The following is a 17,502-nucleotide window of genomic DNA, read 5'->3' on the forward strand; positions in this document are numbered from 1 at the left end:
ACCAGCCGTCTGACCAGCCGTCCGTTGGCCAGTTGGCCAGTCGCCCCGCTGACCAGTTGACCCGCTGACCAGTCGCCCCGCTGGTCCGCTGGTCCGCTGACCAATTGACCAGTCTCGTCCCGTTGCCCCGCTGGCCCGTTGACCAGTCGACCAGTTGGCACGTGGCAAGCCGACCACTGGTCAACGGGTCGGCTGACCGGTCGCCTCGGGAGATCACCCCGGCTGTCGTGGGGCAGGGCCTTCTCGACGGCGGCCGGCTGAGCCGCTCCGGGCGTGTTGTTGCCCGGTCACTCGGTCAGTCCCGGGGCCGCGCCGCCGTCTTGGGGCGACAGCCCCTGGCGCGGGCGGATCGCGGCCTCGATGTGGGTGAGATGGGCGGCGAGGATCTCCTCGAACGCGGTGTGGCGGTCCGCACCGAGGGGGCGGACGTCGCGGGCGAAGTGGGCCAGGGCGGGGAAGCGTTCGGGGTCGGCGCCGAACACCGCGACGCGGAACAGCTCCATGCCCTGCTCGTGCTCCTCGCGGGTGAGGGTGTCGACTCCGGCCTCGGAGGTGATCAACGCCACGATGAGGACGGCGAGCCGGTGGTAGCGCGCCGGGACCTCCTCGTCGGGCAACCCGGACGCGCGCAGCGCCTCCAGCACCTCCTCCATCACCAGCCGGGAACCGGCGCCTCCCGACGCGTAGCGTCCCCAGACCGCGGCGAGCTGGGGCTGCCGCCCGAACGCCTCTCGCACGCGCAGGGCCAGCGCGGTGATGCGCTGCTTCCAGTCGCCCTCGGCGCGGTAGCCGTCCATGGACGCCAGCAGGATCCGGTCGGCGACCGCGCGCAGCAGTTCGGTCCTGCTGCGGAAGTGGCGGTAGAGGCTGGAGGAGTCGGTCCCGAGGGTCGCGGCGAGCTTGCGCACGCTGAACGACTCCGCGTCGTCCGTGCGCAGCAACTCCGCTGCCGCGTCCAGGATCTCCTCGCTCGTCCAGCGCCTTCGAGCTGCCATCTCGCCCCTCTCGTCGGCCCCACCCTACCCTTTGCACGCGCCATCGCACGCACCATTGCACGCGGTGCGTGCATAATGAGGGCGAACGAGCGTGCCGCACGCCCCCGCCACCCCGGGCCGGGCGGCCGTCGCGGAGCTGCCCGGGGAAAGACGAGAGGACGCATGACGTGAGGAACCCACTGGATCCGGCGGCGCTGGACGCCGCCATCGAGGACGTCCACCGCGCCGGTGTGCCGGGCCTGTTCGCCGAGGTGCGGGACGGCGAAGAGGTCTGGCGGGGCGCCGCCGGGGTCGCCGACGTCGCCACCGGCCGCCCCGTCACCGCGGACATGCGGCACCGGGTCGGCAGCGTCACCAAGACCTTCGTGGCCGCGGCGGTCCTCCGGCTGGTCGAGGGCGGCCGGATCGCTCTGGACGCACCGATCGGCCGGTACCTGCCGGAGCTGGTCCCCGGAGCACGCGGGGAGGCGATCACGGTCCGGATGCTGATCAACCACACCAGCGGCCTCGCGGAGTTCCTCCCCTACGCCTACCCGTCCCTGAAGGGGATGCCCGTCGTCGCTGACACCGGGCCCCAGAGCCTGGAGGACCACCGGTTCACCCGGTTCGACCCCGTCGAACTGATCGGGATGGGGGTCGCCGCGCCCGCCGTCGGCACACCGGGCGGCGCCCCCGGGGTGTACTCCAACACCAACTACCTGCTCCTGGCCCGACTCCTGGAGGAGGTGACGGGCACCGAGGCCGAGCGCCACATCACCCGCGAGGTCATCGAGCGCGCCGGGCTCCGGGACACCACGTTCCCCACCGGCCCCCACATCGAAGGACCGCACTCGCGGCTCTACGAGGCGTGGTTCGGCATGATCGACCCACCGCGCGACCACAGCGTCTGCGACATGTCCTACGCGGGGCCGGCGGCCTCCCTGATATCGACCGTCGCCGACCTCAACCGCTTCTACCGCCTGCTGCTGGCGGGGGAGATCGTCAGCCCGTCGTCACTGGCGCGGATGCGCCGCGTCGGCCCGGTCATCTCCCAGGACGGCAGGCCGATCGACTACGGCCTCGGCCTGCACCCGATGGAGGGCGCGGAACCGGGCGCCTTCTGGGGCCACGGCGGCACGGTCTGGGGCGGGGGAACACTGGCCATGATCCGGGCGGACGGCGAGCGGCAGATGGCCGTCGCCGTGAACCTCCAGCGGTGGAACCGGATCGACTCCTCCGGCAGGCCGACGCCCCACCCCGTCGACGACGCGCTCGCGCGCTTCCACCGCCTGGCGTTGTACGGCTGACCGGGCCGGTGGGCGAACCGGCGCTGTCGGCTCACCAGTAGCCGACGCGCCCGTCGAGCAGTTCGCGGACGGCGTCCAGGTGGCCGGCGTGCCGGGCGGTCTCCTCCAGCATGTGCAGCAGCATCCAGCGCAGCGTGGCCGCGGAGCTGGAGACGTCGGGGTGGCGGCCGGTCTCGTCCAGGGAGTGCTCGGCCACGATGGCGTTGGAGACCGCGCACTGCGCGCGGTACTCCTCCACCAGCCGCTCCAGGGGGACGCCCTCGGCCCGCATGTCGGCGTCCTCCGGCTCGTCGACGAACTGCGGGTTCCCCTCGGTCGAGCCGCCGAGGAAGAGCACCTCGAACCAGGTGCGCTCGACCCATCGCAGATGGGAGAGGATCCCGGCGACGGTCATCAGCGGCGAGGCGGGCAGCACCGGCTGGCGGGCCTGCTCCTCGGTCAGTCCCTCCGCCTTCCAGCGGACGATGTCCCGCTGGAGGTCGAGCCAGCCGAGCAGTTGGGTGCGTTCGTCCGCGACGAAGGGCGGACGGCTACGGGGTGAGGTCATGCGCGAGGACGCTAACGGGCGGCGGGCCGCCGCGCACCGGGTTTTCCCCCGTGCGCGGCGGCACTTCGCCGGAAACGAGCCCGCCGTCAGATCAGCCCGAGCGCGAGCATCGCGTCGGCGACCTTGGTGTAGGCGGCGATGTTGGCGCCGGCCACGTAGTTGCCCGGCATCCCGTACTCCTCGGCGGTCCGCGCGCAGCTGGCGTGGATGCCGCGCATGATGTCCTGGAGCCGCTGCTCGGAGTACTCGAAGCTCCAGGAGTCGCGGGAGGCGTTCTGCTGCATCTCCAGCGCGGAGGTGGCGACGCCGCCCGCGTTGGCCGCCTTGCCGGGGCCGTAGGCGAGCCCCGCGTCCTGGAAGACCCTGATGCCCTCCGGGGTGGTGGGCATGTTGGCGCCCTCGCCGACCGCGACGCAGCCGTTCTCGACCAGGGCCTTGGCCTCCCGGCCGGTGATCTCGTTCTGGGTGGCGCACGGCATCGCCACGTCGCACGGCACCTCCCACACGCTCCGGTCGGGGACGTAGCGCGCGTCCGGCACGGCCTCCGCGTAGGCGGTCAGCCGCTCCCTGCGGACCTCCTTGATCTCCTTCAGGAGCGCGACGTCGATGCCCTTGGGGTCGTGGACATAGCCGCCCGAGTCGGAGCAGGCGACGACCCGGGCGCCGAGCTGGTGCGCCTTCTCGGTGGCGTAGATCGCGACGTTGCCGGAGCCGGAGACGGCGACGGTCTTGCCCTCCAGGGAGTCGCCCCTGGCCAGCAGCATCTCCTGGACGAAGAACACGCAGCCGTAGCCGGTCGCCTCGGAGCGCACCTGGGCGCCGCCGTAGGTCAGGCCCTTGCCGGTGAGCACGCCCGACTCGTAGCGGTTGGTGATCCGCTTGTACTGCCCGAAGAGATAGCCGATCTCCCGGCCGCCGACGCCCACGTCACCGGCCGGCACGTCGGTGTACTCCCCCACGTGGCGGTGGAGTTCGGTCATGAAGCTCTGGCAGAACCGCATCACCTCGCGGTCCGAGCGGCCCTTGGGGTCGAAGTCCGCGCCGCCCTTGCCGCCGCCGATGGGCAGCCCGGTGAGGGCGTTCTTGAAGATCTGCTCGAAGCCGAGGAACTTGACGGTGCCCAGCCGCACGGAGGGGTGGAAGCGCAGCCCGCCCTTGTAGGGGCCGAGCGTGCTGTTGAACTCGACGCGGAAGCCCCGGTTGATGTGGATCTCGCCCCGGTCGTCCTCCCACGGCACCCGGAAGATGATCTGGCGCTCGGGCTCGCAGAGCCGGGCGACGATCTTGGCGTCGGTGTAGCGGGGGTGCTTGCCGAGTACCGGGCCGATGCTCTCCAGCACCTCGCGCACCGCCTGGTGGAACTCCTCCTCCCCGGGGTTGCGGGCGAGCACCTCGGCGTAGACGGCCTCCGACTTCTCGTGCAACGGCATGACGAACCCACTCCTGTCCTGGCAATCACGTGCCCCGCCGCGCGGGCGGCCGGAAACGACCGTGCGGACCCGCGCCCGCCACGGTGCGCCCAACGGTGCCTGCCAGGCGCCGTTGCCTGGACGAGCTCACAACATCGGCCACTGTATACAGCCAGGTGGAGGCCGAGAAGGGGCGCCGCACGGGGCGCGTTCCCCCGTCTCGCGGCACGCCCGCCGCGGCCGGCTCCCGCCCCGGCGGACCCTGGGGCAGAGACCGCCGCGGCCGGAACGCGACGCCCCGCCCGGCCTGGTGCGGCCGGGCGGGGCGGAGGGGCGGTGCCGTCAGTCGAGGGGGCGGTAGTGGACGCCCAGGGCGTCCAGCAGCGGCAGATGGCCGCGGAGCCTGCGGTCGAAGTCCGCGGGATCCCGCTCGTCCTCGGCCGACCAGCCGGTCTCCGCGATCGCCGCCAGCCGGGGGAAGGCGCGCCACTCGACGGCCTCGGGGGTGGGCAGGTACTCGCTCCACAGCTGGCCCTGGACGCCGAGCGCCGACTTCGGCGGGCGGTAGGCGTGGACCTTCGACAGCGGCAGCCCGCCGCCGATGGCCAGGGGCTCGTCGGGCCCCTCGGCCTCCGCGTAGTCCAGATAGGTGTGCTGCTGGGGAACGGCCACCAGCTCGTGTCCGGCGCGCTCGGCGAGCGCGACCCGCTCCTCGTTCTGCCAGGCGAAGACGATCGCGCCCTCCGGAACGCCCTGCTCCAGCAGCTCGTCCCAGACGGCGACCCGGCGCCCGTGCCCGGCCAGGTGCGAGGCGAGCCTGCGGGCCCACCAGCCCAGCAACTCCTCGGGGCCGCCGAGCCGTTCGGCCGCCGCCCGCTCCCTCGCCTCGGGGCTGGCCAGCCACTCGTCGGTCGGCACCTCGTCGCCGCCGATGTGGACGAACTCGCACGGGAAGACGTCCACCAGCTCGTCCAGCACGTCGCGGACGAACTCCACCGTGCGCTCGCGGGCGTTGAGCACATGGCGGGAGATGCCCCACTCCACGCGCACCGGCAGCCGCGCGTCGGGGCGGTTGCCGAGCCACGGGTACGCGGAGATCGCCGCCTGCATGTGCCCCGGCGCATCGATCTCCGGCATGATCCGCACCCCGCGCCGCGCCGCGTAGGCCACCAGCTCGCGCAGCTCCGCCTGGGTGTAACTGCCGCCGTGCGGCACGTCGTTGGTGCGCCCGTCACGGTTGTGCCCGACGACCGAGCCACGGCGGAACCCGCCGATCTCGGTCAGCTTCGGGTAGCGGGTGACCTCGAAACGCCAGCCCTGGTCGTCGGTGAGGTGGAGGTGCAGGGTGTTCAGCTTGTGCAACGACAGCAGGTCCACGAAGCGGTACAGGAACGACAGCGGCTGCATGTGGCGGGCCACGTCCAGGTGCGCGCCGCGCCAGCCGTAGCGTGGCCGGTCCACGATCTCCACGAACGGCAGCCGCCGCCCGCGCAGCAGCTGCCGCAGGGTCTGGACGGCCCAGACCAGCCCGGTGGCGGTGCCTGCGTGCGCGCGGGCACCGCTCTCGTCGACGGTCAGCCGGTAGCCCTCCTGGCCGAGGCCCGGCTCGTCCACCAGCGTCAGCTCCACCCGGGGCCCGGAGCCGGTGGGGTCACCGGACAGGTCAAGCGACTCCCGCGCCAGCGCGGTCACCTCGTCAGGTCCCGTGACCCCGGTCTCGGGGCCGAGGGTCCAGTACTTCCCCGGACGCGTCCGCAGCGTCTGGGGGCGCGGCACCAGGGCCGGCGTCTCCTCGTGGGTCGGCGGCGTGGTCTGCGGCTCATCGGTCACGTGTCGCACTCCCGTCGATCTCTGGCAGGGCCGCATCGACGCTAACCGTCCGTTCTCCCGGTGCCAAGGTGCCCCGACGCGGCCCGTGCGGGCACGGGCACGGGCACGGGCACGGGCACGGGCACGGACTTTTGGTGACGCGGACGGAACTTTCTCTTGACTGTGCGCAAAGCCGTTTCTACGTTGTCGGCCGAGGCGAACGCGGTGCAGGCGTCCCGCCCGTCGTGTACGACGAAGGATTCGCACCTCGCAAGAACGGCAGGACTTCGCCCATGTGCTACGGACTCGACGACCGAAAAGCCCTCGCGATGGCGCGTGCCGGACGCGCCCCCAGCCGGCGCGCGATGCTGCGCGGCGCCGCCCTCGGCGCGTTGGGCGCCGGCGCCCTCGCCGCCACCGGCGTCGCCGCGGCGCCGGCCGCCCAGGCCCGGCCCGGCGGCGGCTGGGGCCGGGTACGGATACCGAGGAACCGCATCAGCATCCAGCTCTACACCGTGCGGGACGCGCTCAACGGCGACCCGGGCTACGACGAGTCGCTGCGCCACATCGCCGGGCTCGGCTACCCCAGGGTCGAGCAGGCGCTCGGCTTCTTCGGCCGCACCGCCGAGGAACTGCGCGACTTCTACCGCGAGTTGGGCATCCGCGCCACCTCAAGCCACAACGAGGTCAGCGAGGACGACGAGGCGCTGGAGACCAAGCTGCGGGACGCCCGCACGCTGGGCCAGTCCTACATCAACGTCCCCTACCTGGACTCGGACGACGCCGACGAGTGGCGCGGGTTCGCCGAGCGGATGAACCACGAGGCGTCCAGGGCCCGCCGCTACGGGCTGCGCTACGGCTACCACAACCACGCGCACGAGTTCACCAGGGACCTCGGCGGCGGGCTGACGCCGTGGGACATCCTCACCGGCGAGCTGGACCCGCGCCTGGTGCACCTGGAGATCGACATCCACTGGACGGTCACCGCCGGCATCGAGAGCGGCGACGGCGTGGACGACCCCGAGCAGTACACGATCGACGTCATCAGGTCGGCGCCGCAGCGGGTGCTCCAGTTCCACGTCAAGGACCGCGACCCGGAGACCGGCGACACCTCGGACCCCGGCACCGGCATGATCGACTTCCCCCGGATCTTCCGCGCGCACACGGTGCGGGAGTACATCGTGGAGAACGACACCCCGGACGTGACCCCGCTGCACAGCGCGGACGTCGGCTGGGCCTACCTCCGCGGCCTGCGCTGACCGGCTGACCGGCTGGCCGCCGGGGCGTGGGCGACCGCTCCGCCCCGCCGTGGCCCCGCGCGCGACGGCGCGCGGGGCCCGCCGGCCGGCGACCCGGCCGGCCCGGCCGGGTTCAGGCGCGCAGGGACTCCAGTGCCTCGGACACCGCGTCGAAGAAGCGGGCCTGGGCCAGCGCGCTCGGGGGGAGTTCCGGGTTCCAGGGCAGCACCCGTGCGCCGCGCGAGAGGCGCAGCCAGCCCTCGTTGTCGCGGAACTCCGCCGGCCTGGCCGCGTTCCCACGGACGTCGCCGAGGACGATCGCCGGGTCGAGGGCGGCGGCGTCCGACCAGGCGCCGGTGGCCCAGTTGGCGCCCGGGCCCTCGGGCGGGGTGGCCAGCGTCACCCCGTGCTCGGCCAGGGCCCGCAGGTCGGGCCAGGCCGTGGCGCGCGCCAGATAGGCCGCGTCGGGACCGGCGGGCGAGAGCGCCAGCACCCGCGCCCCGCGCGCGCCGGCGGCAGCCGCGCGGAGCCGTTCCCGCGCGCCGTCCAGCCGCCGCGCCAGTTCGCCGGCCGGCACCGCCGTCCGCGCGCCCAACGCGCCGGCCAGCGCGGTCAGTCGGGCCGAGACCTCGTCCAGGCTCCGGCCGGGGCCGACGTCCAGGGCCACCAGGGGCAGCCGGGCCTCCAACTCCTCCGCGACCGGCTCCTCCACGCCGTAGAGCCGCTTGCCGTCGTAGGTGACGCCGACGAGCAGGTCGGGGCTGGTGGCGACCAGTTCCTCGACCCGCAGCCCGCCGCCGGGACCGTGGTAGGGGACCTCGTCGAGGGGCAGCAGCCCCGACTTGGCCGGGTCCGGCGCGTCGCCGTCGTGCAGCGAGCCGAAGTGGCCCAACGGGCGCACCCCCTCGTCCCAGAGGGCGGCGGCGATCTGGGTGTAGGCGACGACCCTCCGGGGCGTCCGGTCCAGCGCCACCCGTGCCCCCCGGTCGTCCTCGAACTCCCAGCGCCCTTCCCCCCGGTCCGCGTTCCCGGTACCCGAGGTGTGCTCCTTCGTCATCGGTCCGCGCCTCCTGGTCGTGGTGTCCGCGCCAACGGGTCGCGGGGCGCCGACGGCCTCGGCCGCGCGCCCCCGTGCCACCGCATCCGCTATACCTGCCCACCGCGGTGCCCGTTGTCCCCCCGGAACCCGCCCGGCCCGGACGGGACCCGCCGGGTCAGGCGTTGGCCGGCGTGATCACCAGCACCTCCGACTCGTCGTGCGGCAGGTACTGGGCGCGGACCACCATGCCCGGCTGCACGTGCGGAACGACGCTGGGCGGCAGCGGCTTCTCCTGCGTGATGTCGAACGTGGAGCCGTCGGGGCGGGAGACCCGCAGGGTGTAGGCGATCACCGCGTGTTCGCCCCTGATCTCGCCGGTGGGGCGCGTCTGGAGGACCACGGCGCGGGTCTCGTAGCCGTTCTCGGCGATCCGCAGCTGCTTGGGTGTGATCTCGCCCCTGGCGAGCCGGACCCGGTTCATGGCGTCCTGCGTGTCCTCGGGCGGCGCGTCGGTGGCGATCACGACGCGCCCGTCGTCGCTGCCCGGCAGGTAGCGCACGGGAAGCATCGTGCCGGGACGGATCAGGCTCAGCTCGCTGAGATCGACCAGCTGCCGGGCCACGCCGCGGAAGGACTGGCCGTCGAGGGTGCCGACGTCCATCAGGATGTCCATCTGCGGCGCGTCGTTGACCGTCAGCCCCGTGCGTTCCATGCTCACCACGGTGCCGATGCCGACGGGCGCGTCGCGGAACTCCCTCGGGGGGCCCGAGCCCAGCGCGCCGTCCAGCATCCGGCTGGTGGAGAAGAGCACGGGAACGACGCTGACCAGCAGGATCGGCCCGACCATCCAGCCGTTGAGCCACGGCATCGGGGTGTCGGCCTCCAGGCCGGTCAGGACGTAGGGGATGGTCAGGCCGACGCCGACGGCGATGAACAGCCAGTTCAGATACCTCATGGTGGGTTCCTCTCGTTCCGTTCGTGGGGTTCGTGGCCGCGCGGCGGTCAGTCGACGTTGCCGAAGAAGTCGGTCTCGCCGACGGTGACGTCGGTCAACGTGCCGTCGGGGGCGACCAGCAGCAGCCCGTCGTGCGCGGGGAACTGGGCGTCCTCGTCCGTCACCGGCAGGACGGTGACGCCCTCGGGGGAGGTCAGGGCGGGTCCGGCCTGGGACCGCATGGTGCGGCTGGCCAGCACCTCGCCGGTCTCCAGGGAGACCACGACCAGGCGGTAGCGGTCGCCGACCGCGTCCGCCGCCTCCTGCACCAGGACGTGACCCCGCTCGGCGCCGAGCGCCAGCGGCACCGGCTCGGTCCCGGGGCCGTCGTCGTTCAACGGCCATGGCAGCGGGGGGAGTTCGGCGAGTCCGCCGTTCAGGGCGCGGACCAGCTGCTCGTCCAGCCGCTCCTCCAACTGCCCGGCGTTCCCGGGGTCGACGCCGACGCCGACGGGCGCGGCGGTGGCCACCCGGGTGCCGTCGGCCAGCAGGATCTCCGGCTCGCGGAAGGCCCGTCCGCCGAGTTCCCTGCCGCCGTCCGGCCCGTCGAGGAGCAGCGCCCCGCTGGGCCGGGCGGCGGTGGTGGGCTCCAGCGTCAGATGGCCCGCCTCGCCCGCGCAGGCGTCCTCGGCGGTGAGCGCCCGGCTCTCGACGGACATCGGCCCGTCGGAGAGCCGGCCGGCCCAGGCGTCGGTGGTCGCCTCGTCGGCCGGCGAGGCGGCCAACTCCCCGACGGGGAGGGTGTGGAAGGCCCCCCGCACGTCCATGGCGACGACCGCGCCCCGCGCGCTGTCGTAGCCGTAGGCCGCGCCGGAGGCGATGTGGTCGGCGCCGATGCCGGGGATCTCGTCCGGCGCCACGGCCAGGGAGCCGTCGGTCAGGTCGACGATCATCAGTCCGTCGTCGGTGGCGAGATAGGCGTGGGTGTCGCCGGCGACCAACACCCGGGCCTGCCAGATCAGTTCGCTGGAGAGCCGGACGTCCCACGCCCGTTCGCCGGTGGTCAGGTCGACGGCGGCGAGCCGCTTCTGCCAGGGGTCGCCGCCGAACGGTCCGAACGGGCCCGCCTCGCCGTCGCGTTCGTAGGGCACCAGCGCCAACTGGCGTGCGGGGGTGACCGCCAGGCCGATCCCGGGCTGGACGGAGATGTCCGGGTCGGGATGGCCGGCGATCACGCCGCCGATCACCGCGGCGCCGATGCCCAGCGGCAGCACCACCGTGGGCAGCGCCAGCAGCCCCCAGCGCGGCCCGCGCCGCCCGGTCGCCGGCCACCGGGGCTGGTCCGGGGTGCCCCAGGGCGAGGTGATCCGCCCCTGGTCACCACCCGCGCCGTTCGTGTTCCGCATCTCCCCGCTCCTCCCGTTCGGCTGTGGGAGTCACACCGTCTCCGGACGCTCGGCGCTACCGATCACAGAAACGTGCGGGCGGGCCACCGGCCGGCGCCCCGACGGGCGTTCGGGGTCCGGCGTTTCGGATCACCGCGCAGATCCGGCCGGTTACCATGCGGGCATGTGCCCGGGTGAAGCGTTGACCGCCGAAGCGCCGGCCACCATGCCCAGGGCACTGCTGATCGCCGAGGTCTGGGCCGAGCTGGGCGCCGAACTGGCGCCGTTGAGCAACGGGTTGGGGCAGCCGCTGGCCCGCACGGTGAAACTGCTGCTCGATCCGCTGGTGCTGCGGCCGGTGCTCAACCCGCGGTTCGCCGCGGGCCAGGTGCGGGGCGAGGACGTCGACGAGCTGCGTGCCACGCTGCGCGCGGCCGGGCCCCGACTGGCCGCGACCGCCGCCTGGTTCACCCGGCTGAAGCGGGCGCGCCGCACGCTGCGGATCGCCGAGGGCAACCCGCAGGACCTGTACTTCCAGCGGTGCTTCGAGCTGGCGGGGACGCTCGGCCCGCCGGGGGCGGACGCGGAGCGGGTGGCGCGCGAGGTGGTCGCCGAGATACGCGAGTCCGCCGGCGAGTTGACCGTGGCGGCGCTGCGGAGCCACATCACGGAGCCGGCGCGCGCGGCGGAGCTGCGGGCCCTGCTGGCCCGCGCGTGGGAACGGGCGCCGGCGGCCCGCCCCGCCCCGGACCGGGGCGCGTTGACGGCGGCGTTGGACGGGGTGCTGGACGGGGTGGCCGGCGGCGCCGACCGGGCGGCGCTGGACGCGCTGGTGGCCGGGGGTGCGGGCGCGGCGGACGCCGCCTCGCTGCTGCCGCCGGGGGCGGCGCTGGCCTGCGGGTTGACGCTGCGGGAGCGGATCGAGCCGCCGGAGCTGGGTGAGAGCGCGTCGAAACGGAGCCTGCCGCCGCCGTTCGACCGTTCCGTCTTCGAGCGGCTCTTCGCCGGCTTCACCTCGGCGTTCCACCGCGAGTCGATGCCGGGGCTGTCCGAGCTGGTGGTCCAGGAGGTGCGACGCACGGCGGAGCCCTGGCAGTTGGCGGAGGAGTCGACGCGGGTGACGATGGCGCTGGGCCGGCGCGCCAGCACGGCGCTGGCGCCGGGCGGTGAGGCCGGCAGCGACGCGGGCGCGCGGCTGGCGGCGCGGTGGCGGCGGGAGCCGTTCGTGCACCGGGCGCTGCGGCTGCCGCGCGGGGAGGGCGGGGGCCCCGGCGAGGCGGTGGGCCGGGTGCGGGAGGCGTATCTGCGGCGGCTGTGGGTGCGGGTACACGGCCGGGAGCTGCGCGGCGAGCCGGTGGCGGCCGGGGACCTGTGGGATCTGCTGGACGGGGTGCTGCGTTCGGTCATCATGGACCAACGCGACCGGGTGCGCGCGGAGTTGGACCGCGCGGGCGGCGTCGTCGCGGACGGCGTCGTCGCGGACGGCGGTGAGCGATGAGCGGGACGCGGGTGCGGCGCGAGGCGGGGACGCTGCGGGTGGGGCGGGCGCCGGAGCATCCGGAGTGGACCGCGCTGGTGGAGGCCGGGGGCGCGGTGTTGACCTGGGACGTTCCGGCCGGGCAGCGGCTGCCTTCGGCCGAGGTGCACCATCCAAGGCGGGCCGCCGACTGGCTGTGGCAGGTCTACGGGGCGGCGGCCGACGCGCTGCTGGCGGTGCCGGAAGGCGCCGAGCGGGAGGTGGAACTCCCGCCGGGGGGTGGCCCGTTGGCCGAGCCGCTGGCGAGGCTCGCGCGGCTGGGCTGGCTCGCGGCGTGGTGGCCGGCCTCGCATGTGGCCCGGGTGCCGGCGCTGTCGGGGGCGCTGCTGGCGGCGGAGGCGGCCGTGGTCGCCGCCGACGTGGAGGCGGTGCTGGACGACCCGGAGGCGGTGGCGCGGCTGCTGGGGCGGGCGGCGCCCGCGGTGCACGCGTTGGCCGCGCTCGCCTCCCATCGTGAACTGGGCGCGGAGGCGCGGGAGTTGTCCGAGCGGCTGGCGGAGGTCGCCGACGACTTCGGCGCCGAGCTGCCGGCGCCGGTACCGCTGGCCGCGGACCGGGGCGGCTGGGCCCTGGCGGCCGGCGGCGAGCCGGCGGGCGGGGTGACCGCGATGAGCGGCGGCGGGCCGCTGGACTGGCGGCGGCTGCCGCCGGGGGTGGTGGACGCGGCGGCCGAGCTGCGCTGGGCGCTGGTGCGGCGCGAGGGGCGGTTGCTGCTGGACGTGGCGGTGGCCAGGGCGCCGCTGGCCTTCGCCGAACGGGCGGGCCGCGCGACGCTGCGGGCGCGCGCGGACGCGGTGGAGTTTCCGCTGGACGCCGGCGAGGACGGTGGCGAGTTCGGGGGCGCGGCCGAGGTGCCGCCTTCGGCGCTGCTGGTGCCGGCGCCCCGGCGCACGGTCACCGTGTGGGCGCCGGGCTACGCGCCGGCGGACGAGGCGCCGCCGGACGGCGCCTGGTTGGCGGAGCGGCAGGAGCCGGTGCTGCTGCACGCGGAGGAGCGACTGACGGCCGGGGGCGACTCGTTCGCCGAACGGGTCGCCGCGCTGGTCGATCCGGAGGTGGCATGAGCGGGGGCGGCATGGGCGGGGACGGCGGCGAGGTCCCCGACGGGGGCGGCGACGGGGACGAGCCCTTGGGGTTGAAGCCGACCGTGCCGTCGTCGCCCCGCTGGCACCGCTGGCGCGACCTGCACCGCGAGGGCACCGACCTGATCGGGGCGGGGCGGTTGGCCGAGGCGGGCGCCCGGCTGCGGGAGGCGGAGGCGGAGACCCGGGTGGCGGACGTGGACGCCGAGGGGCTGCTGCACCGGGCCCGCAGCCTCGCCAACCTGGCGGGGGTGGCGGAGGGCGCGGGTGAGGCGGCGGAGGCGGAACGGCTGTGCGGGGAGGCGATCGGGCTGTGCCGTTCGCTGCTGCCCGACGCCGGGGAGACCGTCCGGACGGGGCTCGCCGTGCCCCAAGCGGTGCGTACGGACGCCGCGTTGACGCTGGTCAACACGCTGACGGCGCGGGCGCAGGCGTGGACGCTCGCCGGGCGGCCCGAGCGTGTCGAGGCCGACCTGGACGAGGCGTTCGCGCGCGCCGGGGCGCTGGCCGAGCCGCCGCCGGCGCTGCTGGTCTTCTCGCTGCACGGCGCGCGCACCGGGCAGTTCATGCTCACCGGGCAGCTGGAGGAGGCGGAGCAGGAGGCGCTGATCGCGTTGGACATCGCGCTGGCCCACCATCCCGAGCTGGCCGCCTACCCGTGTGACAACCTGGCCAGGATGGCGCTGGCCTGCGGAAATCCGGAGAGCGCCGAGCAGTTCCGGGCGATCGCCGCCGATCCGCGGGCGTTCAGCGAGGAGTTGAGCGAGGAGGCGCCGCACGTCGAGCGGTTCGCCGTCGGGTCGGCCGAGACGATGAGGGCCGGCCCCACCGCGGTGGTGTGGCCGCTCTCCCCACGCTGGCGGCGTTGCACCCTGCTCAACGCGGAGGGTGTCCGGCTGGCACTCGGCGGGCGGCTGGAGGAGGCCGACCAGCTGCTGGCGGCGGCCGAGCGGGCGACGCGGACCGTGGGCGGCGGCCTGGACACCCTGGTCTGCCGGGCCGGGGTGCTGCTCAACCGCGTCGGCGTCGCCGAGTCGACCGGCGCCCTCGGGCCGGCGCTGGACCTCGCCGACGAGGCGATCGCGCTGCTGGAACGCGTCGTGGCCGAGACGCCGGACGACGACCGGGGCGACGGCGACCAGGGCGGCGGGGGCCCCGGCGACGGCGACCGGGGCGGTGGGGGCGGCGGGCAGCTCGGCCAGCTGCTCGGGGCGCGGAATCTGCGCGCCGCGCTGCTCCGCGAGTCCGGCCGGCACGGGGAGGCGCTCGCCGAGCTGGACCGGGTGGACGCCGCGTCGCCCTCGCTCGGCGCGGCGGAGCGGCCGACCGTCGAGGTGTGGGCGCGGCTGGTGCGGGCCACCGTGGCCGCAGCGCTGGGCCGGCTCGCCGAGGCCGACGCGGCCGGGCGTTCCGCCCTGGCGCTGGCCCAGGAGCGCGTGCCGGCGCTGACGCCCCGGATCCATGTGCTGCTCGCGGACCTGGCCGGCACCCTCGGGGACGCCTCGACCAGCGAGGAACGCTTCGCGCTCGCCGGCGAGTTGTTCGCGGTGCTCGGCGACGCCGGGGGCGAGGCCGCCACGTTGGCGAGCCTGGGCCGCAGCGCCTATCTGGCCGGGGACTGGGAGACGGCGGACGTCCGGTTCGCCCGGGCGGAGGCGCTGCTGCCGGGCGAGGGGCACGCCGCCCAGCGCGCGGCCTGCCGCCTCGGCAGGGCGGCCGTCGCGGTGAGCGCGGGGCGCGCCGCCGAGGGCCTGGCGCTGCTGGACACCGCGCGCGCCGCGCTCGGCACCGAGGCGACGCCGCTGTCCCGGATCGCGTTCCACCAGGTGCGGGGCGGCGCGCTCGACGCGCTGGGGCGCTTCCCCGAGGCCGACGACGAGGTGCTGGCGGCGCGGGCCTTGGCCGAGGAGTCGCAGGGGTGGCACGTGGCGCTCACCCTCGACTGGTGGCGCGCCGACGCGCACGCCCGCTGGGCCGCGGCGCTGCCGCCGGAGGAGCGCGGCCCGGTGCTGGAGCGCGCGCTGGCGACGGCCGTGCCGGCGGCCCTGGCGGCCGAGGCGGCGCGGCAGTTCTTCGCCGCCGGCGGGGACCGGGAGCGCTGGGTGGCGCTCGCCGCGGCGCCCGCGCTGCGCGCGGCGCTGCTGGCGACGCGCAACGCCGGCCGGCCGGCCCTGGCCGTGGCCCTGCTGGACCATCTGACGGCGACCGCCTCGCTCAGCGCGGGGGCGCCGGGGGGCGCGGTCCCGCCGCCTGGCACGAAGGCGCCGCCCGACGTGGCGGACGTGCCGCTGCCGCGTCGCGGGCCGTTGACCGAGGAGCGCCTCTCCTACACGGCGGCGGCGATCGGCCTGGCCACGGGCGGTGACCCGGCGTTTCCGGCGCCCCGGCTGGCACTGCCGCCCCGGGTCCGGGTGGCGCCCGGGACGCCGTCGGAGCTGGAGCCGTGGATGGAACGGGCGGAGCGGATCTACGGCTTCCCCGTCCGGGCGCCCGAGGCGGTCCGCGCGTGGTGAGCGGGCCGCTGCCCCGGCGCGGCGGCGAACGGGAGCCGGACGCCGAGGAGCTGCTGGGGGTGCGCACCGGTACCAGCTACGGTCCGCGCTGGTCGGGGCACGCCTCGCTGGTCAACGAGGCGGCCGGCGCCGTGGCCGGGGGCCGTTACCGCGAGGGCGTGCGGCTGCTGGAGCGGGTGGTGGCCGCCACGGAGGACGTCGACGGCGACGTCGAGGGGCTCGACGTGCGCTGCCGCGCGCTGGCGAACCTCGCCGGGCTCGCCGGGGAACGCGGCGCCCCCGAGGAGTCGCTGCGGCTGGCCGGGCTGGCGCTGGCCTGCTGCGACCGCGTCGAGGAGCTGGCGGGCGCGGACCGCGGCACCCCGAAGGTCCGGGCGAGCGTGCTGGTCAACCGCGCGCAGACGCTCCAGCTGCTGGGGCGGAACGTGGAGGCGCTGGCCGACTGCGACGCCGCGGTCGCGCTGCCGACGGCGGGGCCGGGCAACGCGGTGCTGGACTTCACCCTGCGCAACACGCGTGGCTGCGCGCTGATCGCGCTGGGCCGCTACGCGGAGGCGGAGACGGAGGTGCGGGCGGCGCTGGCGGTCGCGGAGGAGCGCGAGCCCCGGCTGGCGGGCCACGCGCACACCAATCTCGCGGTGCTCGCCCAGCGCGCCGGCGACGCCGAGACCATGGCGCGCCATCTGGCGCTGGCCAAGGACTTCCACGCGCTCGGCGGCGACGCCTCGGCCCGGGCGCTGACCGAGGAGAACCTGGCCCGGTTGGCGCTCGGCCGGCGGCGGCTCGCCGAGGCCAGGCGGCATCTGCGCCGGGCGGAGCGTGCCCACGTCGCGCTCGGCGCCGAACACCGGGTCGCGGCCTGCCGGTTCGGGCTCGCGCTGGCGTGGTTCCTGAGCGGCAGGGTCGGGCGGGCCCGGCGGGTGCTGCGCGGCGCGAGCCGGGTGCTGGAGCGGACGGGGGATGTCGCGGGGCTGATCGAGTGCGAGCTGCTGGCGGGCGACCTGGCGGCCTGCCGGCTGCGTTTCCGTGCCTCCGACCGCCACTATCTGGCCGCCCGCGCGCTGTGCCTCGACTCGGGGGCGCCGCACGAGGCGGCGCGGGTGGATGCCAGGCGGGCGCGGGTGGCGTTGGCCCTGCTGCGCTTCGCGTGGCTGCCGCCGCTGCGGCGCCAGTGGCTGGCGTCGGCGCTGGACGTGGGGCTGCCGGCGGCGCTGGCGACCGACGCGCTGCGGCACTCGTTCCCGCCGGGACCGACCAGGGAACGGTGGACCACCGAGGTGGCGCGGCCCGCCGTGGCGACGGCGCTCCGGCTGCTCACGATGGCCGAACAGCCCCGTCTGGCACTGGAGTTGGTGGAGCATTTGGCCGCCTCCGCGACGCTGGACGCGGAACGGCCGCCGGCCGGCGCGGGCGGCGCCCCGTTCGTCGAGGAGCTGCGCGCCAGGATCGGCGCGCGGGCCCCCGTCGGCGCCGAGCTTCCCGAGCCGTTCCCGGCCCCGGCCGAGCCGGCCGTCGCCGGCGCGTTCACCGCCTCGGCGCTGGCCGCCGGCGGCGAGGACCCGGCCGACGGCTTCCCGGCGCCGAGGCTGGCACTGCCGCCGAGGCTGCGGGTCTTCGCCAGCGCCGCCCCCGGCCTCGGCGATTGGATCGCGGCCGGCGAGCGGCGCTACGGCCGGCCGATCCGGTCGACCGTCGAACTCGACGCGTGGTGAACGGAGTGGGCAACGG

13 protein-coding genes are annotated in these 17,502 nt (G+C 75.6%); 6 read left to right on the forward strand and 7 right to left on the reverse strand.

Annotation, left to right across the window (positions count from 1 at the left end; all coding sequences use genetic code 11):
- Window positions 1-287: 287 nt before the first annotated feature.
- Complete coding sequence (locus FH715_RS11730) at window positions 288-995, reverse strand: TetR/AcrR family transcriptional regulator (RefSeq protein ID WP_139644190.1); 708 nt, start codon at window positions 993-995, stop codon at window positions 288-290.
- Between the two features lie 167 nt (window positions 996-1,162).
- On the opposite strand from FH715_RS11730, the gene FH715_RS11735 reads away from it, so the two are divergent.
- Window positions 1,163-2,281, forward strand: a complete 1,119-nt coding sequence (locus FH715_RS11735) for a serine hydrolase domain-containing protein (protein ID WP_139644193.1) — start codon at window positions 1,163-1,165, stop codon at window positions 2,279-2,281.
- A gap of 31 nt (window positions 2,282-2,312) precedes the next feature.
- Here the strand turns inward: FH715_RS11735 and FH715_RS11740 are convergent, their stop codons facing one another.
- The 3 genes from FH715_RS11740 to FH715_RS11750 all read right to left on the reverse strand — a co-directional run bounded on the left by FH715_RS11740 (window position 2,313) and on the right by FH715_RS11750 (window position 6,067).
- A complete protein-coding gene (locus tag FH715_RS11740; protein ID WP_139644195.1) occupies window positions 2,313-2,828 on the reverse strand; it encodes a DinB family protein in 516 nt (171 codons plus the stop codon).
- 86 nt (window positions 2,829-2,914) lie between these two features.
- Window positions 2,915-4,258, reverse strand: a complete 1,344-nt coding sequence (gene gdhA, locus FH715_RS11745) for an NADP-specific glutamate dehydrogenase (protein WP_139644198.1) — start codon at window positions 4,256-4,258, stop codon at window positions 2,915-2,917.
- Between the two features lie 321 nt (window positions 4,259-4,579).
- Window positions 4,580-6,067 carry a beta-N-acetylhexosaminidase gene (locus FH715_RS11750; protein WP_246108697.1) on the reverse strand — a complete coding sequence of 496 codons (1,488 nt, stop codon included), beginning with the start codon at window positions 6,065-6,067 and terminating at the stop codon, window positions 4,580-4,582.
- 272 nt (window positions 6,068-6,339) lie between these two features.
- Here FH715_RS11750 and FH715_RS11755 point away from each other — a divergent pair, with 272 nt between their 5' ends.
- A complete protein-coding gene (locus FH715_RS11755; RefSeq protein ID WP_139644203.1) occupies window positions 6,340-7,305 on the forward strand; it encodes a sugar phosphate isomerase/epimerase family protein in 966 nt (321 codons plus the stop codon).
- A gap of 112 nt (window positions 7,306-7,417) precedes the next feature.
- Here FH715_RS11755 and FH715_RS11760 read toward each other — a convergent pair whose 3' ends face one another.
- From FH715_RS11760 to FH715_RS11770, 3 genes are all read right to left on the reverse strand, one after another.
- The gene (locus FH715_RS11760) at window positions 7,418-8,341 is read right to left on the reverse strand and encodes a TroA family protein (RefSeq protein WP_139644206.1); all 924 of its coding nucleotides are present in this window, start codon (window positions 8,339-8,341) and stop codon (window positions 7,418-7,420) included.
- Between the two features lie 157 nt (window positions 8,342-8,498).
- The gene (locus FH715_RS11765) at window positions 8,499-9,278 is read right to left on the reverse strand and encodes a hypothetical protein (RefSeq protein ID WP_139644209.1); all 780 of its coding nucleotides are present in this window, start codon (window positions 9,276-9,278) and stop codon (window positions 8,499-8,501) included.
- Between the two features lie 47 nt (window positions 9,279-9,325).
- Window positions 9,326-10,663, reverse strand: coding sequence for a PA2928 family protein (locus FH715_RS11770; RefSeq protein ID WP_170184706.1), 1,338 nt, complete (start codon window positions 10,661-10,663; stop codon window positions 9,326-9,328).
- Window positions 10,664-10,826: 163 nt separating this feature from the next.
- Between FH715_RS11770 and FH715_RS11775 the strand changes: the two genes are divergently transcribed.
- Genes FH715_RS11775 through FH715_RS11790 form a run of 4 tightly spaced genes read left to right on the forward strand, consistent with a single transcriptional unit; the run spans window position 10,827 to window position 17,486 of the window.
- Window positions 10,827-12,140 (forward strand): hypothetical protein, encoded by a 1,314-nt coding sequence (locus FH715_RS11775; protein WP_139644214.1) that lies wholly within the window; start codon window positions 10,827-10,829, stop codon window positions 12,138-12,140.
- Window positions 12,137-13,243 (forward strand): hypothetical protein, encoded by a 1,107-nt coding sequence (locus FH715_RS11780; protein WP_139644216.1) that lies wholly within the window; start codon window positions 12,137-12,139, stop codon window positions 13,241-13,243. The genes FH715_RS11775 and FH715_RS11780 overlap by 4 nt, the downstream gene beginning before the upstream one ends.
- Window positions 13,240-15,774, forward strand: a complete 2,535-nt coding sequence (locus FH715_RS11785) for a hypothetical protein (RefSeq protein WP_139644219.1) — start codon at window positions 13,240-13,242, stop codon at window positions 15,772-15,774. Before FH715_RS11780 ends, FH715_RS11785 begins: the two co-directional genes overlap by 4 nt.
- Complete coding sequence (locus tag FH715_RS11790) at window positions 15,768-17,486, forward strand: tetratricopeptide repeat protein (RefSeq protein ID WP_139644221.1); 1,719 nt, start codon at window positions 15,768-15,770, stop codon at window positions 17,484-17,486. The genes FH715_RS11785 and FH715_RS11790 overlap by 7 nt, the downstream gene beginning before the upstream one ends.
- Window positions 17,487-17,502 lie beyond the last annotated feature (16 nt).

The sequence above is a fragment of the Streptomyces sedi genome, assembly GCF_006335015.1.
GTDB lineage: Bacteria > Actinomycetota > Actinomycetes > Streptomycetales > Streptomycetaceae > Streptomyces > Streptomyces sedi.